The sequence below is a fragment of the Chryseolinea serpens genome (assembly GCF_900129725.1).
Classification (GTDB): domain Bacteria; phylum Bacteroidota; class Bacteroidia; order Cytophagales; family Cyclobacteriaceae; genus Chryseolinea; species Chryseolinea serpens.
Window position 1 is genome coordinate 150,223 of sequence record NZ_FQWQ01000006.1, and the last position, 17,200, is coordinate 167,422.

The following is a 17,200-nucleotide window of genomic DNA, read 5'->3' on the forward strand; positions in this document are numbered from 1 at the left end:
CCAAAAATTTATTATCCTTACCAAAACGTTGTTCCTTTGAACCTCACCTACCCGGAGCCAGTACCTGTACAGATGCAATCGCACATTGGCGGTTTGCATATTATTGCCAATTTTTCCTGCGAAAACCAAGCAAAGATTCGCGAATATCAATCCTTCCGAGATTTTATGGAAGAGCAGATCACCTTGCTCGGTCTTCGCAAGATCGGCGAAGTGTATCACAATTTCCCTGGCGGTGGCTTCACCGGGGTGGTGTGCCTCACGGAATCACACCTTTCCATCCATACCTGGCCGGAGCGAAACTATGTGACCTTCGACGTCTTCCTGTCCAACTATTTGAAAGATAACCGCCCGGTTACACGCTCGGTATACAAAGCCACACAGGAATTCTTCCAGGCAAACGTACTCTTCGAACAAATCATAGATCGCTGAATCGTGCAACGCAACGAAGTCTATAGCTGCCCCCAGTGCCAGGCACTCAACAAGGCCACCTTATCGCAGACGTCTATCCTGATTTGCAAAAGTTGCAAATCACTCATTCCCGATCCGCAGGGTCACCAGGCACTCCCTGACGCTTCGCCGATGCCGGAAGATTGGAGTTTTCTAAAACTGGGTTCCGTTTGCGATTTGCCCCAACAGTCGTTCACGATCGTGGGACGGTGCCGGCTTCAGTTGCGAAACGAGTATAAAAATTTCTGGTGCGCGGAATACGCCAGCGGCAAGGCATTATATGTAGTAGAGTCGTTTGGGAGTTTCGCCATTTTTCTTTCACCGTGGGCTGACTACACAAAGAACGCGTCCAAACTAAGGGCTGGAAAGTCCATTGAAATTTCCTCCGATGTCACATTAACCGGGGAGTATGTCGAAAAATGCGAAGGCCTTTCGTTCGAGGGAGAGTTGGGGCCGTGGGCATTCATCAAGCCAGGTTTCTTTGTGGTGCAAGCCAGCACGGGACCGAAGACAGCCATTTTCTTTATCGACCCCAAAAAAAATATCGACTATCTCTTAGGCGAGAAAATAACATCCGACAGGCTCAACTTCAAGAATACCATCGAGTGGAATGAGTGGAAGTAACTACACCCTAAAGTGCCCCAAATGCCAGGCCGTAAACACGGTCCGCGGCAAGGCGATGACGTTGGCCATGACCTGCTCATCGTGCAGCGTCTATTTTCGCGTGGGTAATTGGGACAAGACCATTACGCCCTTCCACTCGGCGTACGAACCCGCTCTTCCCCTGGGCACCAAGGGAAAAATAGACGGCGTCGTGTATGAGGTGATGGGATTCACGGTAAAAAAAGAGCAGAAGTATAAATATCAATGGCGCGAATACCTGCTTTTCAATCCCTTCCAGGGATATGCGTTTCTATCGGAATACGACGGACATTGGAACATCATCTGGCCCATTGAAAACGAACCGACAAAGGGAACGACAAAGTCGGACTTTTATGAAGGAGGAGTGTCTTACCAGCTATTCCAAAAATATGAAGCCAAGGTGGTCTACGCCCGCGGAGAGTTTTTCTTCGACGTCGTGGACCTCACGAACTCTACTTTAAACCGGGAGTACATTGCACCGCCCTTCATGTATGCCGTGGAGGAGAGCGACGACAGCGTGCTCTGGTGTAAAGGCGAACACATTACCAAACAGGAAGTTGCTTCAGCCTTTAATGTTCAGGCCAAGAGTCTCCCCACACAGAAAGGAATTGGCTACACGCAACCCGTGATGGGCAGCATTCAGTCCAGCACCCTGATCAATTTTACGATCTTTGTTTTTGTTGCATTGTTGATCTCCCAGTTCTATTTCAGCAGCAATGCGGAAGAAACCATTGTTTATCAAGGCACTTTCTATCAATCTGCTCTGGGGGATCAGAAATTCTTTGTGACGCCTTCATTTGTGTTGGAAGGCTCTTCAAAAAGCCTGACCATAGACATTGAGGCTCCGTTGCAGAACGATTGGTTTTTTGGGGAATTTTCACTCATCAATGAAGACAATGGCACGGAGCTTATCTTCACCAAAGACATCGAATATTATGAGGGCTATGACGATGAAGGCCGTTGGACGGAAGGTTCCTCTCATGGGGAAGCGTTCTTGTCAAAGATCCCGGCGGGAAAATACCACATCAACGTTTACCCGGAGTTCAGCACGTCGAGCCACCAGTTTTCATTGTTGGTGAAACGCGATGTGGCAACGATGTCCAATTTTTTCCTTGCCTTTGTGGTCCTTGCGCTTTTTCCAGCAGGATATTTCATCCGCAAAAATCTGATGGAAAGAAAACGCTGGTCTGAAAGCGATTACTCACCGTATGATTCTTATGAATAACCATCTTGCATTATGAATTGGGATGATTTTAAAGGACTGAAGTATTACATCGCCTATGCCGCGGTCGTCATCGGCTTCTTTGTCTATTCCGGCGCGACCGGCTGGAAGTGGTTCAACCCCACACACACAGAGACCGAACACAACTCGGGCACGGGGCATCATGTCGGAAGAAGTTATATCTATCACAAATAAAAAAACTCCAATACTATGGAATGGAAATATGTTTTGGCTTCCGCGGTCTTCTCGCTGGTGGGCATCTTTATCCTCGGCGTCTGTTTTTGGTTCTTTGAAAAGATCACTCCCGAAAATCTCTGGAAAGAGATCATTGAAAAGAACAACGTAGCGCTCGCCATCGTAGCGGGTGCATTCATGATCGCCATGGGCATCATCATCGGCTCGGCCATTCACAGTTAGTCGGCGCGCAATGACCTTTGCACGAGATAAGGCAACAAGCTTTCAATGGCTGTTGCTTATTTCCGTTTTTGTGGTGGCCACCTGCGGGCTCATCTACGAGTTGGTGGCCGGAACCCTGGCCAGCTACTTGTTGGGTGATTCTGTGACGCAATTTTCCACCATCATCGGCACCTACCTGTTTGCCATGGGCATCGGGTCGTATCTTTCCAGGTTCCTGAAAAACAATCTGCTGTCGTGGTTCATCACCATCGAATTGATGGTGGGCATGGTAGGTGGCTTCAGCGCCGGTGTGCTCTTTATTCTTTTTGAACAAGTGATCTATTTCCGGGTGATCCTCTATTCACTGGTGATCCTAACCGGAACGTTGGTGGGACTGGAGTTGCCGTTGCTCATGCGGATCTTGAAAGATCGGATCGAATTTAGCGACCTCGTCTCCCGGATCTTTACATTCGACTACATTGGGGCGTTGTTTGCTTCCCTGTTGTTCCCATTGATACTCATTCCCTATCTCGGCCTGCTGCGCACTTCTTTCTTCTTTGGATTTCTCAACGTGAGCGTGGCCTGGGTGGTGGCTCATCGCTTCCAGCATGATATCAAAGGATATAAAAAGCTAAAATGGAGTGCCGTGGTATGCCTCGCGTTGCTGGGTACAGGTTTTGCACTCTCCGAGAAACTTACGGCACTTTCCGAAACACTCACCTACCCCGACAAGATCGTATACGCCAAGTCAAGTCCCTATCAACGCATCGTGCTCACCCGTGGCACCAACGACTGGCGGCTGTTCCTGAATGGCAACTTGCAATTCAGCTCCCTGGATGAATATCGATACCACGAGGCCCTTATCCATCCCGGCCTTGGGCGTCTGGACCATCCCGAAAATGTGCTGGTGCTCGGAGGAGGCGATGGCATGGCCGTGCGGGAAATCCTAAAATATCCATCGATAAAAAAAATAACGCTCGTCGATCTCGACAATGCCGTGACCGATTTGTTCCGGTCCAACGCATCGTTGCGAAACCTTAATCAGCAATCCCTTCTGTCGCCGAAGATCCAAGTCATCAATCAGGATGCATTTGTCTGGATTCGCGATCAGCAAGAGACTTTCGATTTCATTACGGTCGATTTTCCCGATCCATCCAATTATTCCCTCGGCAAATTATACACCACCACTTTCTATCGCGAGCTTTATCGCATTCTGTCGCCGGCTGGGTGTCTTGTCATTCAATCCACATCGCCGTTTGTAGCACGCAAGTCCTTTTGGATCGTCGATGCCACGTTAAAGAAATCCGGATTTCTAACCCAGGCCTACCATTGCTATGTGCCTTCCTTTGGGGAATGGGGATTTGTGTTGGGGTTTAAACAAAAATTGGATGTGCCTTACCACTTTCCTGCAGGATTAAAATTCATCAGCGAGAGCACCGTTCAACCGCTTTACTCCTTTCCGCCAGACATGACGGTGACGGAAAGTGCTTATAACACATTGAACAACCAGGTTTTGGTGAATACCTTTGAGAAAGAATGGGCTGACTACACGCGATGATAACCCGCCGAAATTTCGTGACCCGCATGGCGCAAGGCATGGCCGCATCACTGGCCTGGCCTGCGCTGCAAAGCTGCAAAGCTCCCTTCCATCCAGTGGCTCATCTCTCGGGACCTAATTTCAAATTGGGTCACCGTCTGCGCGCGATGAACTTCAAAGCGCCCACCGCGGAAGAACAAACTGACGTAGTGATCATCGGCGGCGGCGTGGCCGGGCTCTCGGCTGCGCGCTATTTGAAAAAATCTACTAGCACGTTTGTGCTTCTGGAATTGGGAGAAGAAACCGGGGGAAATGCCATGGGTGGCAGCAACTCCATTTCCGCATATCCCTGGGGTGCACACTACCTCCCCTTGCCAAACGACCACGATGCAGAACTGATCACCTTTCTTCGGGAGGCCAATGCTATCACGGGCTACGAGAACAACTTGCCCGTCTATAATGAATATTTTCTCTGCTTCGATCCGAAAGAGCGACTCTTCATTAACCAATATTGGCAAGACGGACTTGTTCCCCACGAGGGCGTACCCGAAAAGGACCGCGGCGAAATTGAAAGCTTCCTGGCCTTGATGCACGACTTCAAAACTAAAAAGGGAAGCGACGGTCGCGAAGCCTTCACCATTCCCGTGGAGGAGAGTTCACAAGATCCCGAACTGCTGAAGTGGGATGCGATCACCATGGAGGAGTTCCTTCGGCAACATCACTTCAGTTCCCCCTACCTCTTGTGGTATGTGGCCTATTGCTGTGCGGATGACTTCGGATCGTCCCTGAACGATACCTCCGCCTGGGCGGGCATCCACTACTTTGCCTCGCGCAAAGGCAAATCCGCCAACGCCGCATCCGACGCTGTGCTGACCTGGCCCGAAGGAAATTTCTGGCTTGTAAAACAACTCCGTCAGAACCTGGAACCCAACATACGAACGGGTGCGCTGGCCTACGATGTAATTGAAAACGCCGGCGGTGTAGAGATCCTTTATTTCGACGACAAGTCACAAACCTCGCGCAAGATCAAGGCCCGGGCCGTCATTATGGCCACACCACAATTTGTGTCACAGCGCCTCCTGAAAGCAGATCGCGGGTTTGACTACAAGACTTTTCAATATGCTCCCTGGATGGTGGCCAACATCACAACAACGGCTGGACTTGTCGAAAGAAAAGGAGAGCCACTGAGCTGGGACAATGTATTTTATGGAAGCCAATCGCTCGGCTACGTAAATGCTCTAAATCAACGCGTGGGCATGTCGAGCCCGGAAAAAGTGATCACCTACTACCAACCCCTGCTGGGTGCCGATCCGGTGACGTTAAGAACCCGGGCCTACAAAACCACGGCCGAAGAGTGGACGACCGCGATTCTCAACGACTTAACCAAGCCACATCCCGAAATAGAAGAAACCATAAAAGATGTCAACATTTGGATCTGGGGTCACGGCATGATCAAACCCGTGCCCAACTTTATCTGGGGTGACCACAGGTCGCGCGCCGCGAACCCCGTCGACAACCGGATTTTCTTTGCACACTCCGACCTCAGTGGTATTTCCATTTTTGAAGAAGCATTTTATCAGGGACATAAGGCGGCGCGAGCCGTTTTAAATATCGTATGAGGCCCGCCCATACCGCATCCCAACCCTGGCTGGCCGATCCGCCAAAAGAGGTGTGGTTTATTCTTGCTCCCGCTTTTGTTCCGGTCGTCATCGTTTTCCTTTTTCAAAATTATTTTCTTCAACACCAGGAAGTCACCAGCCTGTGGTGGGTGGTGCTGGTGCTCTGCATCGACGTCAGTCACGTCTACAGCACTTTGTTCAGACTCTACTGGGACAAACCGACCTTCACTAAATACAGGAGCTTGTTGCTCACCATTCCGCTCATTTCATTTATCGTGGGATTCCTGCTCCATCAATTCGATGCTCACATCTTCTGGCGCGTACTCGCCTACGTTGCCGTATTTCATTTTGTGCGACAGCAGTATGGCTTTATGCGCTTGTATTCGCGGAAAGATAATTCTCCCCGCATCTCCCGCACATGGGATACAGTCTCCATCTACGCGGCCACACTCTATCCCTTGTTGTACTGGCATCTCCATCTCACTAATAACCTGAGCTGGTTTGTGGCCGGCGATTTTATTTCGATACCCTTATCGGGATGGGACCAGGTTCTTTTGGGATTATATGTTTTCGTCATCGCATCCTATGTCATCAAGGAACTTTGGTATGGCTATCAACGACGATACATCAATATCCCCAAGAACATGATCATGCTGGGCACTTACTTGTCCTGGTATGTGGGCATTGTCATGTTCAAGGGAGACCTGATCTTTACTTTGCTCAACGTGGTGGCACATGGCATTCCCTACATGGGCTTGATCTGGATCTATGGCGAAAAGAAAGCCGACCGTGCATTCTCCTTCACCTGGAAAGGGGTGGCCATTTTTGCAGGCGCGCTGTTGCTCCTGGCGTATTTGGAAGAATCCTTTTGGGATGTGCTGGTGTGGAAAGATCACCCGGATATCTTTCCATTCCTCACCCACGCTGCCCCCTTGGAAAATCCAACATGGTTGTCGATCGTGGTCCCCTTGCTGGTGCTGCCCCAGATAACGCACTATGTTTTGGATGGGTTTATCTGGCGTTTCCGCAAAGACAGCACGGTGAGATTGTAGCCGTTATGAAAAAATCTCCAAACGCTCAGCCCACGCCAACCCATTCGGCAATTCCTGCGCATTGAATTCCAGATGGATCACCCTCCGGTGCTTCGGACTGGTGGCTCTGGAAGAGGCGTGCAACACCAACGGCTTCATCAAATGAATGCTACAGGCCTTCACTTCGCAAACATGCGGAATGCTGTTTTGGGTGATCAACGCGATGTCGTTGTCGGATAATTTTTTCTGGTGCGATCCGGGCACGATCTTCAGTGCGCCGTTCGTTTCGTCGGCATCGTCCAAATGGATTCTTATGGTGATCGTGTCTTTCAACACCTGTTCCGGTGGGCAAACGCCGTGGTCGCCGGCTTTTTTTGTCCAGGCTGTGAAGCCTTCGGTTTCTATTTTTTCTTTTACGTGAATAACAATGTCCTGGTGCCAGGTGACATACCAATTCGATTCCGGCGTCTTGTCAAAAAAAATGGCTTTGGTGAGAAACAGGTTTGGGTTTATTTCCTTTAAGATAGCCGTCAGATTCGTGTTGAAGAGCAAGGGTTTCAGTTCGGGCAACTCGCGCAAAAGATTTCGAATGGCGTGCGCATCCTCCGCTGGACGGCTTTTCAGATACATGTGAAGTTTCGAGCCAATGGCATTCACCTCCCGTTTGCTGAACACATGATGCATCACCGACGATCCTTTGTAAATGACCTTGTTGATCTGATTTTGCAACGACCCCCGGTTGAATTCGAATTGATACTGATCCAACGCCTCTCCCAGGATGTCGCGAATGCGTCGCTTCAGTTTTTCGGGTGCCAGAATTTTTATGCGGTTGCCAAAGCCGAGGATCTCGCGCTCCAATTCAAAATTGATCTGGACCTGCAGCGAAAACACTACGCCCGTGGAAAGCTTCTCCTCCACTTTTTGCGAATGATGAATGGGCTTGGTCACAATGTAGGGAGCCGTTTCGTGGTCGGCGTGCAGCAGCACTTTTTCGGTCCTTCCATCCGGGTTCACCGAAACGCCTACCACGTGGTGGAAGAAACTGGAAATGTTGAAGTCTGTTGCCGGCACATATTTCACCGGGCTCTCATCGATGCTCACGATGCGATCCAGGGCCAGGTTTAGGATCGGCGTGTTCCGCTTCTTAACACCGAGCACAAACCAACGGTTGCGGTATTCTTTCAGGCAATAGGGATGAAAAACAAAAGTGTTCGCACTCCGTGCTTTAAAGGACTGGTAACAAATCTCGACCGCGCGTTTCTTGAGGATCGTATGATACAACGCGTCGATGTGCTCTAATCCTTTCAGGTTGTCATTCTTCTCAAAATCGATCACCGGCTCCTGGTTGGTCTTTGCCGCGTCGATCTTGTTTTCCAGCCGCTGCACCATGCCGCTCAATTCCTGGAAATGACTGAAGCCTTTGAACTGCCGCAGAATCTCTACCACTTCAGTCAATTTGCCCAGGTCCTGGTCGGTCAGTGGAATGTTGGTGATGGAGTATTCGGGGTCTTCATAGGTATAGAATTTCTTTTCCAGCACCACAATCGGCGCGTTATATCCCAGCTTGTCGCTGCGCATCAGCTGGATATCCATTTGCACGGTCCGCCGGCTGACGCCCTTGTCGATGCCCTCATATTCATAGAGTGTTTCGGAGCAGGCATCAATCAAATCCTCCAGCGTCCAACGCCGCTGGCGGTTTTTGAGACAGGCATCGATGGTGCGAAAACGAATGAGGGCGTTGCGGTTGACCGGCATATCGGAACATATTTTCCGAAAAGATGGCAAAAATTATCATCTACGCAAAGAGATTGCGTAGATGAGCCTCCAATAGAAATGGTCTAAAATCAAAGAAGCTGTCCCGGGTGAGACAGTTTCTTTGTCTATATCAAAACTTCGGCGATCACTTCACGGGAACTTCAGACGCCACCCTGGAGGGGCTGTTTTTCAAAGTACCGTTAAATTTGCTTGCCGACTTATCGATCACGGCATCGCCGGTGGATTCGTTAAAATCCCAATAGCCAATCAAGCCCGGTGCAGAATGGTCGAGCTTTGTGATCATGAATTTTTGAATTTCAGCTTCAGCGAGCGCCCTGTTCCAGATCCTTAGTTCGTCAAGTTTTCCCTGGAAGTGAAGGGTACGTCCATTGTTGAATAGTATTCCGACCTTTGCATTTTCCTGGGGAGAATTTGATTTTAATGGCAGATCAGAAGAGCCAGCATAGGTACCTCCCATGTCTATTCCATTGAGATAACAACTCATGTCGGTTGCGCTTCGCATCACGCCGGTCATGTTTACCCAACGGCCGGCTACCGGATTGAACAAAGCCGATTTGGCCCTTCTGTAATGCTCGCTATTCTCTCCCTGGCCGTCACCGTATTGCACACCAACGTGTGAAATGTTGCTGGTGATGAGACTAAAGCCATTGTAATAGGGTAAACCATCCTGACTGTCGATGATGGGCAGTGAACCCTTTGGCACGTTAGGATCAACCCATACCCAAACGGAAATAGTCACCGGCAAAGTCACATTGTCGTAGATGTTCCCTAAATCAATATAGTCGTCTACCCCGTCAAACGATATGGCGCGGTTTTCATCCGGATAGTTCTCCACATCAACAATCGTGACAGTCAGCGTTTTCTGATCGCCCGCCAATAAGCCATCCGAAGTCCGGTTAATGGTGAAGGTGATTTTCTCGTCGCTTTCCTGTTCAAAGTCGGGAAGGGCATGGAGCGCAACAGAAGCGCCCGTGGAGTCTTTGGGTATCAAAACTGAAAACTCTTCCTCTAAAAAGAGAAGGTCATCAATTCCGTAGTCCGTGCCAAAACCGGCAGTCGATGAGCTGACGGACAACGTAACATACTCATCTTTCTTTGCGGACTTGGCGAGCGTCAACCGGATAACAACTTCCGAGCCCTCATTCACTTGGGCAGCGGCGCCTTTCAAATTGATCGGGATCCTCTCATCTTCTTTGTCGTTCCTACACGATGTGAAGCAAAGGGTGATGAGCAAAACCATGCCCATCCACAGGGGGGTAAATTTTGTAATTGGTTTCATTTCCATTAACGTTTTAGTTATGACAAATAACTGCGTTCCCACTGCAAATTTCTTTCAGTTCAGCCCAGCGGCTAAAACTTGGTAACGATTGGGCTGTCGGCCAAAATCATAAAAAGCCAATCCAACGGATCCGCACGAGTCAATCGGCGGCTCCGAAAAGACTTTTCTAAAAAAAATTGAATTGTTTTTTACTACGCAAAAAGACTGCGCAGATGGCCCTCACCTTTGATTCATCATTTACGCGGAGTGATAGCGGCTTCAAAGCGGCCCTCTTCCACAACAGTGGAAGGGGTTTATTGGGTCTTGTAGCTTAAAAGGAAAAGCCTGCGGTAAAAGTAGATCGCACCGCAGTGTGCCGGGATGATTCCGTTATGGCTGCGCGCTATAACGGATAGAATTTGTCCCGATAGCTATCGGGACACCGAAATACCACTCGGAGAAGTAAAGTAGGGAAGCGCATTTAGAGCCCGGCTGCCCGCAAGGGAATCCCGGTTCGAATCCGGGGGAGGCCACAAAATGTTCATTGAATTAAAAATTGACGTCCGCCTGGGCGGATAAAAGATCTTCTCTCCGGCCGAAAGTCTGGAGGAAGCGCGGAAAAAACTAAGCAGAAGACCAGATGAGAGTTTCTGTATAGCTCCATAGTACTGTGGCCCGGCCACAGCATGCTGCTTCGCTGATGTTGTTTTCCACCTTGCGTGTCGAAGGTTCGAATCCTTCTCCGCCCCGGCGGATAGCTCAGTCGGTAGAGCAGCAATCCATGGACTAAAAATCCATACTTGTTGAAAGAAGCCGGTCACTTCTTTAAAAAAAACGACCGCCATACAGAAAGCAACGACTGGCAAACCGGTTCACCCTTCTTCGGAAGGATTGAACAATCGGCCAGAAGCTTGTGAGGGCGAGGATACCGCACAGGATCGTTCGCGTACTTTTTTGCAAAGATTCTTTCCGAGTCCTTCTCTTTTGCGGGATAGGTCAAGAAATCTCTTCAAAAAACTATCCGCCCGAAAATGTTTGCTCGCCGAGCTTCGGTTACGGCGAGCGCTCAATCGCTCTTCCGCTTCTGGAAGATGGTTTGCGGGTCGCGGCTTTCTTTTTAAATGAATTTTTTATTTTTTATTAATTTCTATTGTTATGAAAAGGATCAGGATCAACACCGGCTACATCGGCCTGGTGTTCAAAAATGGCAACTACAAAAACGTGTTGACCGAGGGTGCATATTGGCTGTCGTTCAGCGAAACCGTCATGTTCTACGACATGACCAAGCCCTTCCATCCTTCCCTGGAACTGAACATCCTGTTGCGCGATCAGGCGTTGGCCGATTTGCTAACCGTTGTGGAAGTGATGGATGCAGAGATCGCCCTGCACTATGAAAACGGAAACTTCAAAAGCGTGCTGATACCCGGACGCTACGCCTTCTGGAAAGGTGTGGTCGACTACACTTTCGTGAAAGCCGATTTGAGCAAAATCGAGATCACAGAAGATATCAACATCAACACCTTGATGCGAAAAGAAGTACAGCCCTACATCCGCGTGTTTGCCGTGGAGTCGTATGAGAAGGGTATCCTGCTCATCGACGGAAAGCTGACAAAGGTGTTGGAAACCGGCGTATACTTCTTCTGGAAAAATGCCGTGGTCGTCACCGTATTGAAAGCCGACTTGCGTCAATTGCAAATGGAGGTTTCCGGTCAGGAGATCCTGACCCGCGACAAGGCCGGGCTGCGTTTGAGCTTCTTTGCGCAATACAAAGTGGTAGACATCCTCAAGGCGCTGATCGAGAACAAAGATTTCGAAAAGCAATTGTACGTGATCATCCAACTTTGCTTGCGTGAATTTGTAGGAACGCTTTCGCTGGATGAGTTGCTGGAAAAAAAGGAATCCATCGGCGCCTACATGCTGGAGTCGTTGAAAGACAAGGCGGCTGCATTGGGTATCGAAGTGCGCGACTGCGGCGTGAAAGACATCATTTTGCCCGGCGAAATGAAAGAAATCATGAACCAGGTGCTGGTGGCCCAGAAAAAAGCCGAAGCCAACGTCATCATGCGTCGTGAAGAGACCGCCTCGACACGCAGCTTGCTGAACACGGCCAAGTTGATGGAGGAGAACAGCATGCTGTTCAAGTTAAAAGAAATGGAGTACGTCGAAAAGATCGCCGACAAGATCAACACCATCTCGTTGTCAGGTGGCAACCAGGTCATCGATCAGTTGAAAGACATCTTCGTGCCCCGCAAATAAAAACGTTGTGCGATAGCAGGGCTGTATTCCGGAATACAGCCCATTTTATTGCGATCGCCAAAAACGTCAATCAAACAAAAAGCGGCGTGACAAACATTTTAAGTCCGCTCGTCTTCTTAAATTCACATTGAAAATGATACTCAAAGGAAACGATCTTAAAAAAATAGGATACACAGAGGGCAAAGTGCTTGGCCTTGCGTTGACCATTATTGAAAAAGAATATGCCACATTGCTACCGGCCGATCAGCTTGCCTTGCTGCAACACGTGAAGGACGATCCCGCAGGCTATGTCCATCATGAAAAGCTCTCGCCCCTGGCAACAGAAATGCTGAAACCCGCCGATGCAACGCTCGCGCTGGAACCCCACGGCAAGCCCTATAAAATATACGGCGCCGAAGCCATCGAAGAATGCGCTATACAGCAAATGGACATTGCGTCCAGGTTGCCCATCACCGTTGCCGGTGCCCTCATGCCCGATGCGCATCAAGGTTATGGACTTCCCATCGGCGGCGTGCTGGCCACCAAAAATGCGGTGATCCCCTATGGTGTTGGGGTGGACATTGGTTGCCGGATGTGCCTGACCCTGTATGACCTGCCGGTGACGATGCTGGAGGACGATAAAGAAGCTTTGAAAAAAATGCTGGTCAATAACACCATGTTCGGGCAAGCCACTTTTAAACGGCCAAAGGATCACGCCATCTTCGAGCGTGACGAGTTCAGTGACATCGCGGTGGTGAAAGGCTTGAAAGACAAAGCGTGGAGACAGATCGGTTCGTCCGGTGGCGGAAATCACTTCGTGGAATTCGGCATCGTAGACATTCCATCCGTTGCCGATGCGTTGGGCCTGCAACCCGGAAAATATCTGGCGTTGCTTTCGCACTCCGGCTCCCGTGGTTTGGGGGCCACCCTGGCCGGTCATTATACAAAGATCGCCATGGATGTTTGCAAACTTCCCCAGGAAGCCAAACACCTCGCGTGGCTTGACCTCGACACGGAGGCTGGCCAGGAATACTGGCTCGCGATGAACCTGGCGGGCGACTATGCTTCGGCATGTCATCACCAGATCCATGAACGGATGGCCGTGGGGCTGCGTTCGAATCCGCTGGTGATGGTGGAGAACCACCACAACTTTGCCTGGAAGGAACAAGATGCCTCTGGCGAGGAAGTTATCGTTCACCGTAAGGGCGCCACTCCCGCAGGCAAGGGAGTGCTCGGCATTATTCCCGGATCCATGGCCACACCAGGATTTATTGTGAGGGGAAAAGGTGTATCGACATCAATCAATTCGGCATCGCATGGTGCGGGCAGACTGATGTCGCGGACCAAGGCAAAACAAACGATCTTGCCAGGCCATGTCAACAAAGTGCTGAAGGCAGCCGGTGTGGAATTGATCGGTTCGGGTCTTGATGAAGCACCCATGGCCTATAAGAATATCCACGAGGTGATGGCCTCCCAGCACGAATTGGTAGACGTTTTAGGGACGTTCATGCCAAAAATCGTGAGGATGTGCGGCGATGAAAGATTCAAAGAAGTGGACTAACTCCCGACTCGCTGAAATTTTTCTCCAGCTCCGATAAAGAAGTTTTAAAAACTTCTTTATACTTTTACATCATGATGTCAATGCTACACCAAATTAACCAAGCACAGAAGTCGTCGGCGCAAGTCCGCGACCCTAAGTGCTATTATGTCCGGAGTAGTATGTTGAGATGATTCAAAAAGATCAAAGCCATACAGAAAGCCCGGACGCTAAAATGTCTGGGCTTTTTTATTTTAAACCACTCTCTATCATGACTGTCGATAGCATACTGAAAACCGTTGAGAAGGAAGCGATCAGCACCTTCTCCCTGCTGGATGGCTGGTTCGATGAGGAACAGGCTGTGCTGAACTACCGCCCGCAAGCGGAGGCGTGGAATGCCCATGAAATATTGGTGCATGCCATGTTGACCTGCACCAATTTGATGGAGGAAGTCGAAAAGGGAAGCGCGTGCGCATTGGAGTGCACCGACGAGAACGAGGCCTTCGACTGGAATCAATATACCCTGTTGCCAAAGGAAGTGACCGAGGCGCGCGACCTCCCGTACTATTACGCGGCGCCGCTACCGGACGCAAAGGTGGAAGACGTCTTCCCTATCGACAACGTTCGGGTTTCGTTGCGCGCGCAGTTGCTAAAATGTCTGGAACAGCTCGATAAGCTGCAGAACGGCGAGGGTGTGCGCTACAAGATCTTCCATGGGGATTTTGGAATTGGCGACCTTGACCTCTACCAGAATTTATATTTCCTGACGCAATACGGAAAGTGGCAACTTGACCAGTTGCGTCATAACAAAAGAGAATATCTATCGCTCAATGCTTAATGTTTTATGTGGAGGACCTTATACCGGCCAACAGGACCTAACGAACTGGCCCTGATCGTCGATTCGGGGATGAAAAGATTTCCGCCCCGTCTTTTCTGGCAACCTATCTTTTACCCCGTACTGAATGTTGAATATGCTTCAGAGATCGCAGAACGTTGGAACAGGGGCGAGGAAGATTCGGATGACGCCGGCTTTGTGATGGCCTTTGAAATTCCTGAAAAATATTTTCAGCAGTTTCAGGTGCAAACTGTTGGTCTGGATCACCACCAGGAGTTGTGGGTGCCCGATCATCAATTATCTGAATTCAACGACCAGATCGTCGACGGAATTCGTGTGGAGAAGACGTTTCTGGGAAGAAAATTTGTCGTGCCCGACAACATCAAAAGCGTTCTTTCATGAAGTATAAAAGCCCCTGGGTTGGTCCCGGGGGCTTTTTTCTTCTATCGAATAGTGTGTATTAAATCAGGTTTTATTGGGCTTTTTTGATCCCCATTGGTGCCTTAGCAAACTGTTCATGCACCGTTTTTTCAGACTTTTTTGGGATGATCTTGCCTTCGTTGATGAGCACGTGAGCAACGAGATTTACCTGCTCCAGCAACTGCTGCCAGTTCTTGGCATCGATGGCGCGTGCAACCTCTGGAGGACCAAAGGTCCCGTCGGAACCACATTCGTCAGCCAATTTTAGAATCGTTCTACGGATGTCCTCAGCAAATATCATAGTGGCGAAGATAAAGGAGGGTCTGGGAGGTTAACACGGTTCCCGCGAATTCAGTTCTCCCGGTTTCGATATAATTAACCGTTGTTTACTTTTGTACCATGACTGTGCGGACCTTTATTGCCGATCAACCCTCGCCCCAGCGGGAGATCATGACCATTCTCCGCTCGTGGATTCTGGATCTGGGCCAACACATACAAGAAAAAATCAGCGCCAAGATCCCCTATTTTTATTTCTATGGTCCCCTTTGTTACCTTCACGCGCAGCGCGATGGAGTAGACCTGGGGTTTACGAAGGGCTACGAACTCACGGACGAAGAGAAGCTATTGGAGTCGCGTGGGCGCAAACATGTGAAGACCATCACCTTTTTTAGCGTCACCCAGCTGGAGGAGCAAGAAGAATCACTCCGCCATATTTTAAACGAAGCCGCCATCCTGAACGAATACCGCTTCAGACAACAACAGAAGAAGAAAGCCAAATGAACGAACCCGATATCCTCGAGCAGGACGATGAGCTCTTCGAACACCATCGCATCACCGCCGACGCCAAACAAAGCCTGGTGCGCATCGACAAATTTTTGATGGCCCGTTTGCCCAACGTTACCCGTACCAAGATACAGGCCGGCATCCACGAGGGGTTTGTCCGCGTGAACGAAAAAAGCATCAAGCCCAATTATAAAGTACACCCCAACGATGTGATCACCGTCTCCATGCCCGAGCCACCCCGCGACAACACGGTGGTGCCCGAAAATATCGCGCTGGACATTGTGTATGAAGATGCACACCTCATGGTGATCAACAAACCTCCCGGCATGGTCGTGCACCCGGCCTACCAAAACTGGACCGGCACCGTGGTGAACGCGCTGGCCTACCACTTTCAGAACCTCCCCGAAATGCCGGGCAACGACGGCCGCCCCGGATTGGTGCACCGCATCGACAAGGACACGTCCGGGCTACTGGTCATCGCGAAAGACGAACCGACACTCACGGCGCTGGCCAAGCAATTCTTCGACCACACCATCGAGCGTCGCTACCACGCCATCGTGTGGGGTGTGCCGGAGCCTCCACAGGGCACCATCAACGTGAACGTGGGGCGAAGCCTGAGAGACCGTCGCGTCACTACCGCGTTTCCCGAAGGCGACATGGGACGGCATGCCATAACCCACTATACCCTTCTGCAAGATTTACGCTATGTCTCGGTGGTCGAATGCAAATTAGAGACCGGGCGCACGCACCAGATCCGCGCCCACATGAAATACCTAGGCCACCCGTTGTTTAACGATGCGCTGTATGGAGGCGACCAGGTGCTGAAGGGAACGGTGTTCACCAAGTACAAACAGTTTGTGGAAAATTGTTTCGAGATCATTCCCCGCCAGGCGCTGCATGCCAAAACACTGGGCTTTGTACATCCCGTGACCAAGCAATTCATGCAATTCGATTCCGAGCTGCCGGCTGATTTTAAAGCGGCGATCGAGAAGTGGGAACATTACGTGAAGTATAACTGATGATTACCGTTCTGGACAGAACCGGTTAAAAAAAGAGGAAAAAGATCTGATTCAGTGCGTGATAACGCACAGGCTATACAACGTGAAGAAGATCAAAAGTTTTTCTTAAAACGCGGTGCCGAACTTGCGTCCTTTACCCAGCGCCTGACGGATCTCCTTCAGGGCTTCCCGTTTAAGCTTCTGGTGCGAAGCATCGTCTTGCGACGAATACAGAAGACTTTTGATGTAGGCCAAAACTTTTTCAGTTTGGGTCTGATCCAGCGAGTCAAGAGATTCGAGGATCGCGTGTTTTTGATGGATGGTTGTCATAGCAAGTAGTGGTTGCTATTACAAAGAACGTAAATAAGGGTGCTGAGGTTCAAGCCCTTAGTTCGCTATTCATCATAATACAACACAGAAGTAATATTCTCCTTATAATCTCCACAATTTGGCCCTGTCCCCGC

The 17,200-nt window shown here is 49.9% G+C and carries 18 protein-coding genes; 14 read left to right on the forward strand and 4 right to left on the reverse strand.

Features of this window, described 5'->3' with window-relative positions; all coding sequences use genetic code 11:
• The first annotated feature begins 36 nt into the window (after positions 1–36).
• Genes BUB30_RS32055 through BUB30_RS32090 form a run of 8 tightly spaced genes read left to right on the forward strand, consistent with a single transcriptional unit; the run spans position 37 to position 6,915 of the window.
• Entirely contained in the window at positions 37–429 is a 393-nt protein-coding gene (locus BUB30_RS32055) for an S-adenosylmethionine decarboxylase family protein (RefSeq protein WP_245804213.1), read from the forward strand.
• Positions 430–432: 3 nt separating this feature from the next.
• Positions 433–1,071 carry a hypothetical protein gene (locus BUB30_RS32060; RefSeq protein WP_073142733.1) on the forward strand — a complete coding sequence of 213 codons (639 nt, stop codon included), beginning with the start codon at positions 433–435 and terminating at the stop codon, positions 1,069–1,071.
• Positions 1,058–2,314 (forward strand): DUF4178 domain-containing protein, encoded by a 1,257-nt coding sequence (locus BUB30_RS32065; RefSeq protein WP_073142735.1) that lies wholly within the window; start codon positions 1,058–1,060, stop codon positions 2,312–2,314. Before BUB30_RS32060 ends, BUB30_RS32065 begins: the two co-directional genes overlap by 14 nt.
• 12 nt (positions 2,315–2,326) lie before the next feature.
• Positions 2,327–2,506: a hypothetical protein gene (locus BUB30_RS32070; protein ID WP_073142737.1), complete on the forward strand. Its 180-nt coding sequence runs from the start codon at positions 2,327–2,329 to the stop codon at positions 2,504–2,506.
• Positions 2,507–2,521: 15 nt separating this feature from the next.
• Positions 2,522–2,728, forward strand: coding sequence for a DUF350 domain-containing protein (locus BUB30_RS32075; protein WP_073142739.1), 207 nt, complete (start codon positions 2,522–2,524; stop codon positions 2,726–2,728).
• Positions 2,729–2,738: 10 nt separating this feature from the next.
• Positions 2,739–4,265, forward strand: a complete 1,527-nt coding sequence (locus BUB30_RS32080) for a polyamine aminopropyltransferase (RefSeq protein ID WP_073142741.1) — start codon at positions 2,739–2,741, stop codon at positions 4,263–4,265.
• On the forward strand, positions 4,262–5,863 hold the full coding sequence (locus BUB30_RS32085) for an FAD-dependent oxidoreductase (RefSeq protein WP_084138517.1): 1,602 nt from the start codon (positions 4,262–4,264) through the stop codon (positions 5,861–5,863). The genes BUB30_RS32080 and BUB30_RS32085 overlap by 4 nt, the downstream gene beginning before the upstream one ends.
• A complete protein-coding gene (locus BUB30_RS32090; protein ID WP_073142743.1) occupies positions 5,860–6,915 on the forward strand; it encodes a hypothetical protein in 1,056 nt (351 codons plus the stop codon). Before BUB30_RS32085 ends, BUB30_RS32090 begins: the two co-directional genes overlap by 4 nt.
• Before the next feature lie 3 nt (positions 6,916–6,918).
• On the opposite strand, the gene BUB30_RS32095 is transcribed toward BUB30_RS32090, so the two are convergent.
• Positions 6,919–8,649 carry a phytanoyl-CoA dioxygenase family protein gene (locus BUB30_RS32095; protein WP_073142745.1) on the reverse strand — a complete coding sequence of 577 codons (1,731 nt, stop codon included), beginning with the start codon at positions 8,647–8,649 and terminating at the stop codon, positions 6,919–6,921.
• Between the two features lie 145 nt (positions 8,650–8,794).
• A complete protein-coding gene (locus BUB30_RS32100) occupies positions 8,795–9,949 on the reverse strand; it encodes a LamG domain-containing protein (protein WP_178377248.1) in 1,155 nt (384 codons plus the stop codon).
• A 1,134-nt stretch (positions 9,950–11,083) separates the two neighbouring features.
• On the opposite strand from BUB30_RS32100, the gene BUB30_RS32110 reads away from it, so the two are divergent.
• The 4 genes from BUB30_RS32110 to BUB30_RS32125 all read left to right on the forward strand — a co-directional run bounded on the left by BUB30_RS32110 (position 11,084) and on the right by BUB30_RS32125 (position 14,937).
• Positions 11,084–12,184 (forward strand): slipin family protein, encoded by a 1,101-nt coding sequence (locus BUB30_RS32110; RefSeq protein ID WP_073142751.1) that lies wholly within the window; start codon positions 11,084–11,086, stop codon positions 12,182–12,184.
• Between the two features lie 133 nt (positions 12,185–12,317).
• Positions 12,318–13,724, forward strand: a complete 1,407-nt coding sequence (locus BUB30_RS32115; protein ID WP_073142753.1) for an RtcB family protein — start codon at positions 12,318–12,320, stop codon at positions 13,722–13,724.
• 247 nt (positions 13,725–13,971) lie between these two features.
• Entirely contained in the window at positions 13,972–14,538 is a 567-nt protein-coding gene (locus BUB30_RS32120; RefSeq protein ID WP_073142754.1) for a DinB family protein, read from the forward strand.
• Between the two features lie 6 nt (positions 14,539–14,544).
• Entirely contained in the window at positions 14,545–14,937 is a 393-nt protein-coding gene (locus BUB30_RS32125) for a hypothetical protein (protein ID WP_073142756.1), read from the forward strand.
• Between the two features lie 70 nt (positions 14,938–15,007).
• Here the strand turns inward: BUB30_RS32125 and BUB30_RS32130 are convergent, their stop codons facing one another.
• Entirely contained in the window at positions 15,008–15,256 is a 249-nt protein-coding gene (locus BUB30_RS32130; protein ID WP_073142762.1) for a DUF3253 domain-containing protein, read from the reverse strand.
• A gap of 98 nt (positions 15,257–15,354) precedes the next feature.
• Between BUB30_RS32130 and BUB30_RS32135 the strand changes: the two genes are divergently transcribed.
• Both BUB30_RS32135 and BUB30_RS32140 read left to right on the forward strand, forming a co-directional pair.
• Entirely contained in the window at positions 15,355–15,735 is a 381-nt protein-coding gene (locus tag BUB30_RS32135) for a DUF1801 domain-containing protein (protein ID WP_073142764.1), read from the forward strand.
• Positions 15,732–16,757, forward strand: coding sequence for an RluA family pseudouridine synthase (locus BUB30_RS32140; protein WP_073142766.1), 1,026 nt, complete (start codon positions 15,732–15,734; stop codon positions 16,755–16,757). The genes BUB30_RS32135 and BUB30_RS32140 overlap by 4 nt, the downstream gene beginning before the upstream one ends.
• A 105-nt stretch (positions 16,758–16,862) precedes the next feature.
• Here the strand turns inward: BUB30_RS32140 and BUB30_RS32145 are convergent, their stop codons facing one another.
• Positions 16,863–17,066, reverse strand: a complete 204-nt coding sequence (locus BUB30_RS32145) for a hypothetical protein (protein WP_073142767.1) — start codon at positions 17,064–17,066, stop codon at positions 16,863–16,865.
• Between the last annotated feature and the right edge of the window lie 134 nt (positions 17,067–17,200).

What these genes read in the sequence shown, in the direction of transcription:
- BUB30_RS32100 (WP_178377248.1), bottom strand. Translation starts at nt 9,949, where the DNA reads ATGAAACCAATTACAAAATTTACCCCCCTGTGGATGGGCATGGTTTTG.
- BUB30_RS32065 (WP_073142735.1), top strand. Translation starts at nt 1,058, where the DNA reads ATGAGTGGAAGTAACTACACCCTAAAGTGCCCCAAATGCCAGGCCGTA.
- BUB30_RS32095 (WP_073142745.1), bottom strand. Translation starts at nt 8,649, where the DNA reads ATGCCGGTCAACCGCAACGCCCTCATTCGTTTTCGCACCATCGATGCC.
- BUB30_RS32075 (WP_073142739.1), top strand. Translation starts at nt 2,522, where the DNA reads ATGGAATGGAAATATGTTTTGGCTTCCGCGGTCTTCTCGCTGGTGGGC.
- BUB30_RS32110 (WP_073142751.1), top strand. Translation starts at nt 11,084, where the DNA reads ATGAAAAGGATCAGGATCAACACCGGCTACATCGGCCTGGTGTTCAAA.
- BUB30_RS32120 (WP_073142754.1), top strand. Translation starts at nt 13,972, where the DNA reads ATGACTGTCGATAGCATACTGAAAACCGTTGAGAAGGAAGCGATCAGC.
- BUB30_RS32140 (WP_073142766.1), top strand. Translation starts at nt 15,732, where the DNA reads ATGAACGAACCCGATATCCTCGAGCAGGACGATGAGCTCTTCGAACAC.
- BUB30_RS32085 (WP_084138517.1), top strand. Translation starts at nt 4,262, where the DNA reads ATGATAACCCGCCGAAATTTCGTGACCCGCATGGCGCAAGGCATGGCC.
- BUB30_RS32070 (WP_073142737.1), top strand. Translation starts at nt 2,327, where the DNA reads ATGAATTGGGATGATTTTAAAGGACTGAAGTATTACATCGCCTATGCC.
- BUB30_RS32135 (WP_073142764.1), top strand. Translation starts at nt 15,355, where the DNA reads ATGACTGTGCGGACCTTTATTGCCGATCAACCCTCGCCCCAGCGGGAG.
- BUB30_RS32115 (WP_073142753.1), top strand. Translation starts at nt 12,318, where the DNA reads ATGATACTCAAAGGAAACGATCTTAAAAAAATAGGATACACAGAGGGC.
- BUB30_RS32090 (WP_073142743.1), top strand. Translation starts at nt 5,860, where the DNA reads ATGAGGCCCGCCCATACCGCATCCCAACCCTGGCTGGCCGATCCGCCA.
- BUB30_RS32130 (WP_073142762.1), bottom strand. Translation starts at nt 15,256, where the DNA reads ATGATATTTGCTGAGGACATCCGTAGAACGATTCTAAAATTGGCTGAC.
- BUB30_RS32145 (WP_073142767.1), bottom strand. Translation starts at nt 17,066, where the DNA reads ATGACAACCATCCATCAAAAACACGCGATCCTCGAATCTCTTGACTCG.
- BUB30_RS32125 (WP_073142756.1), top strand. Translation starts at nt 14,545, where the DNA reads ATGTGGAGGACCTTATACCGGCCAACAGGACCTAACGAACTGGCCCTG.
- BUB30_RS32080 (WP_073142741.1), top strand. Translation starts at nt 2,739, where the DNA reads ATGACCTTTGCACGAGATAAGGCAACAAGCTTTCAATGGCTGTTGCTT.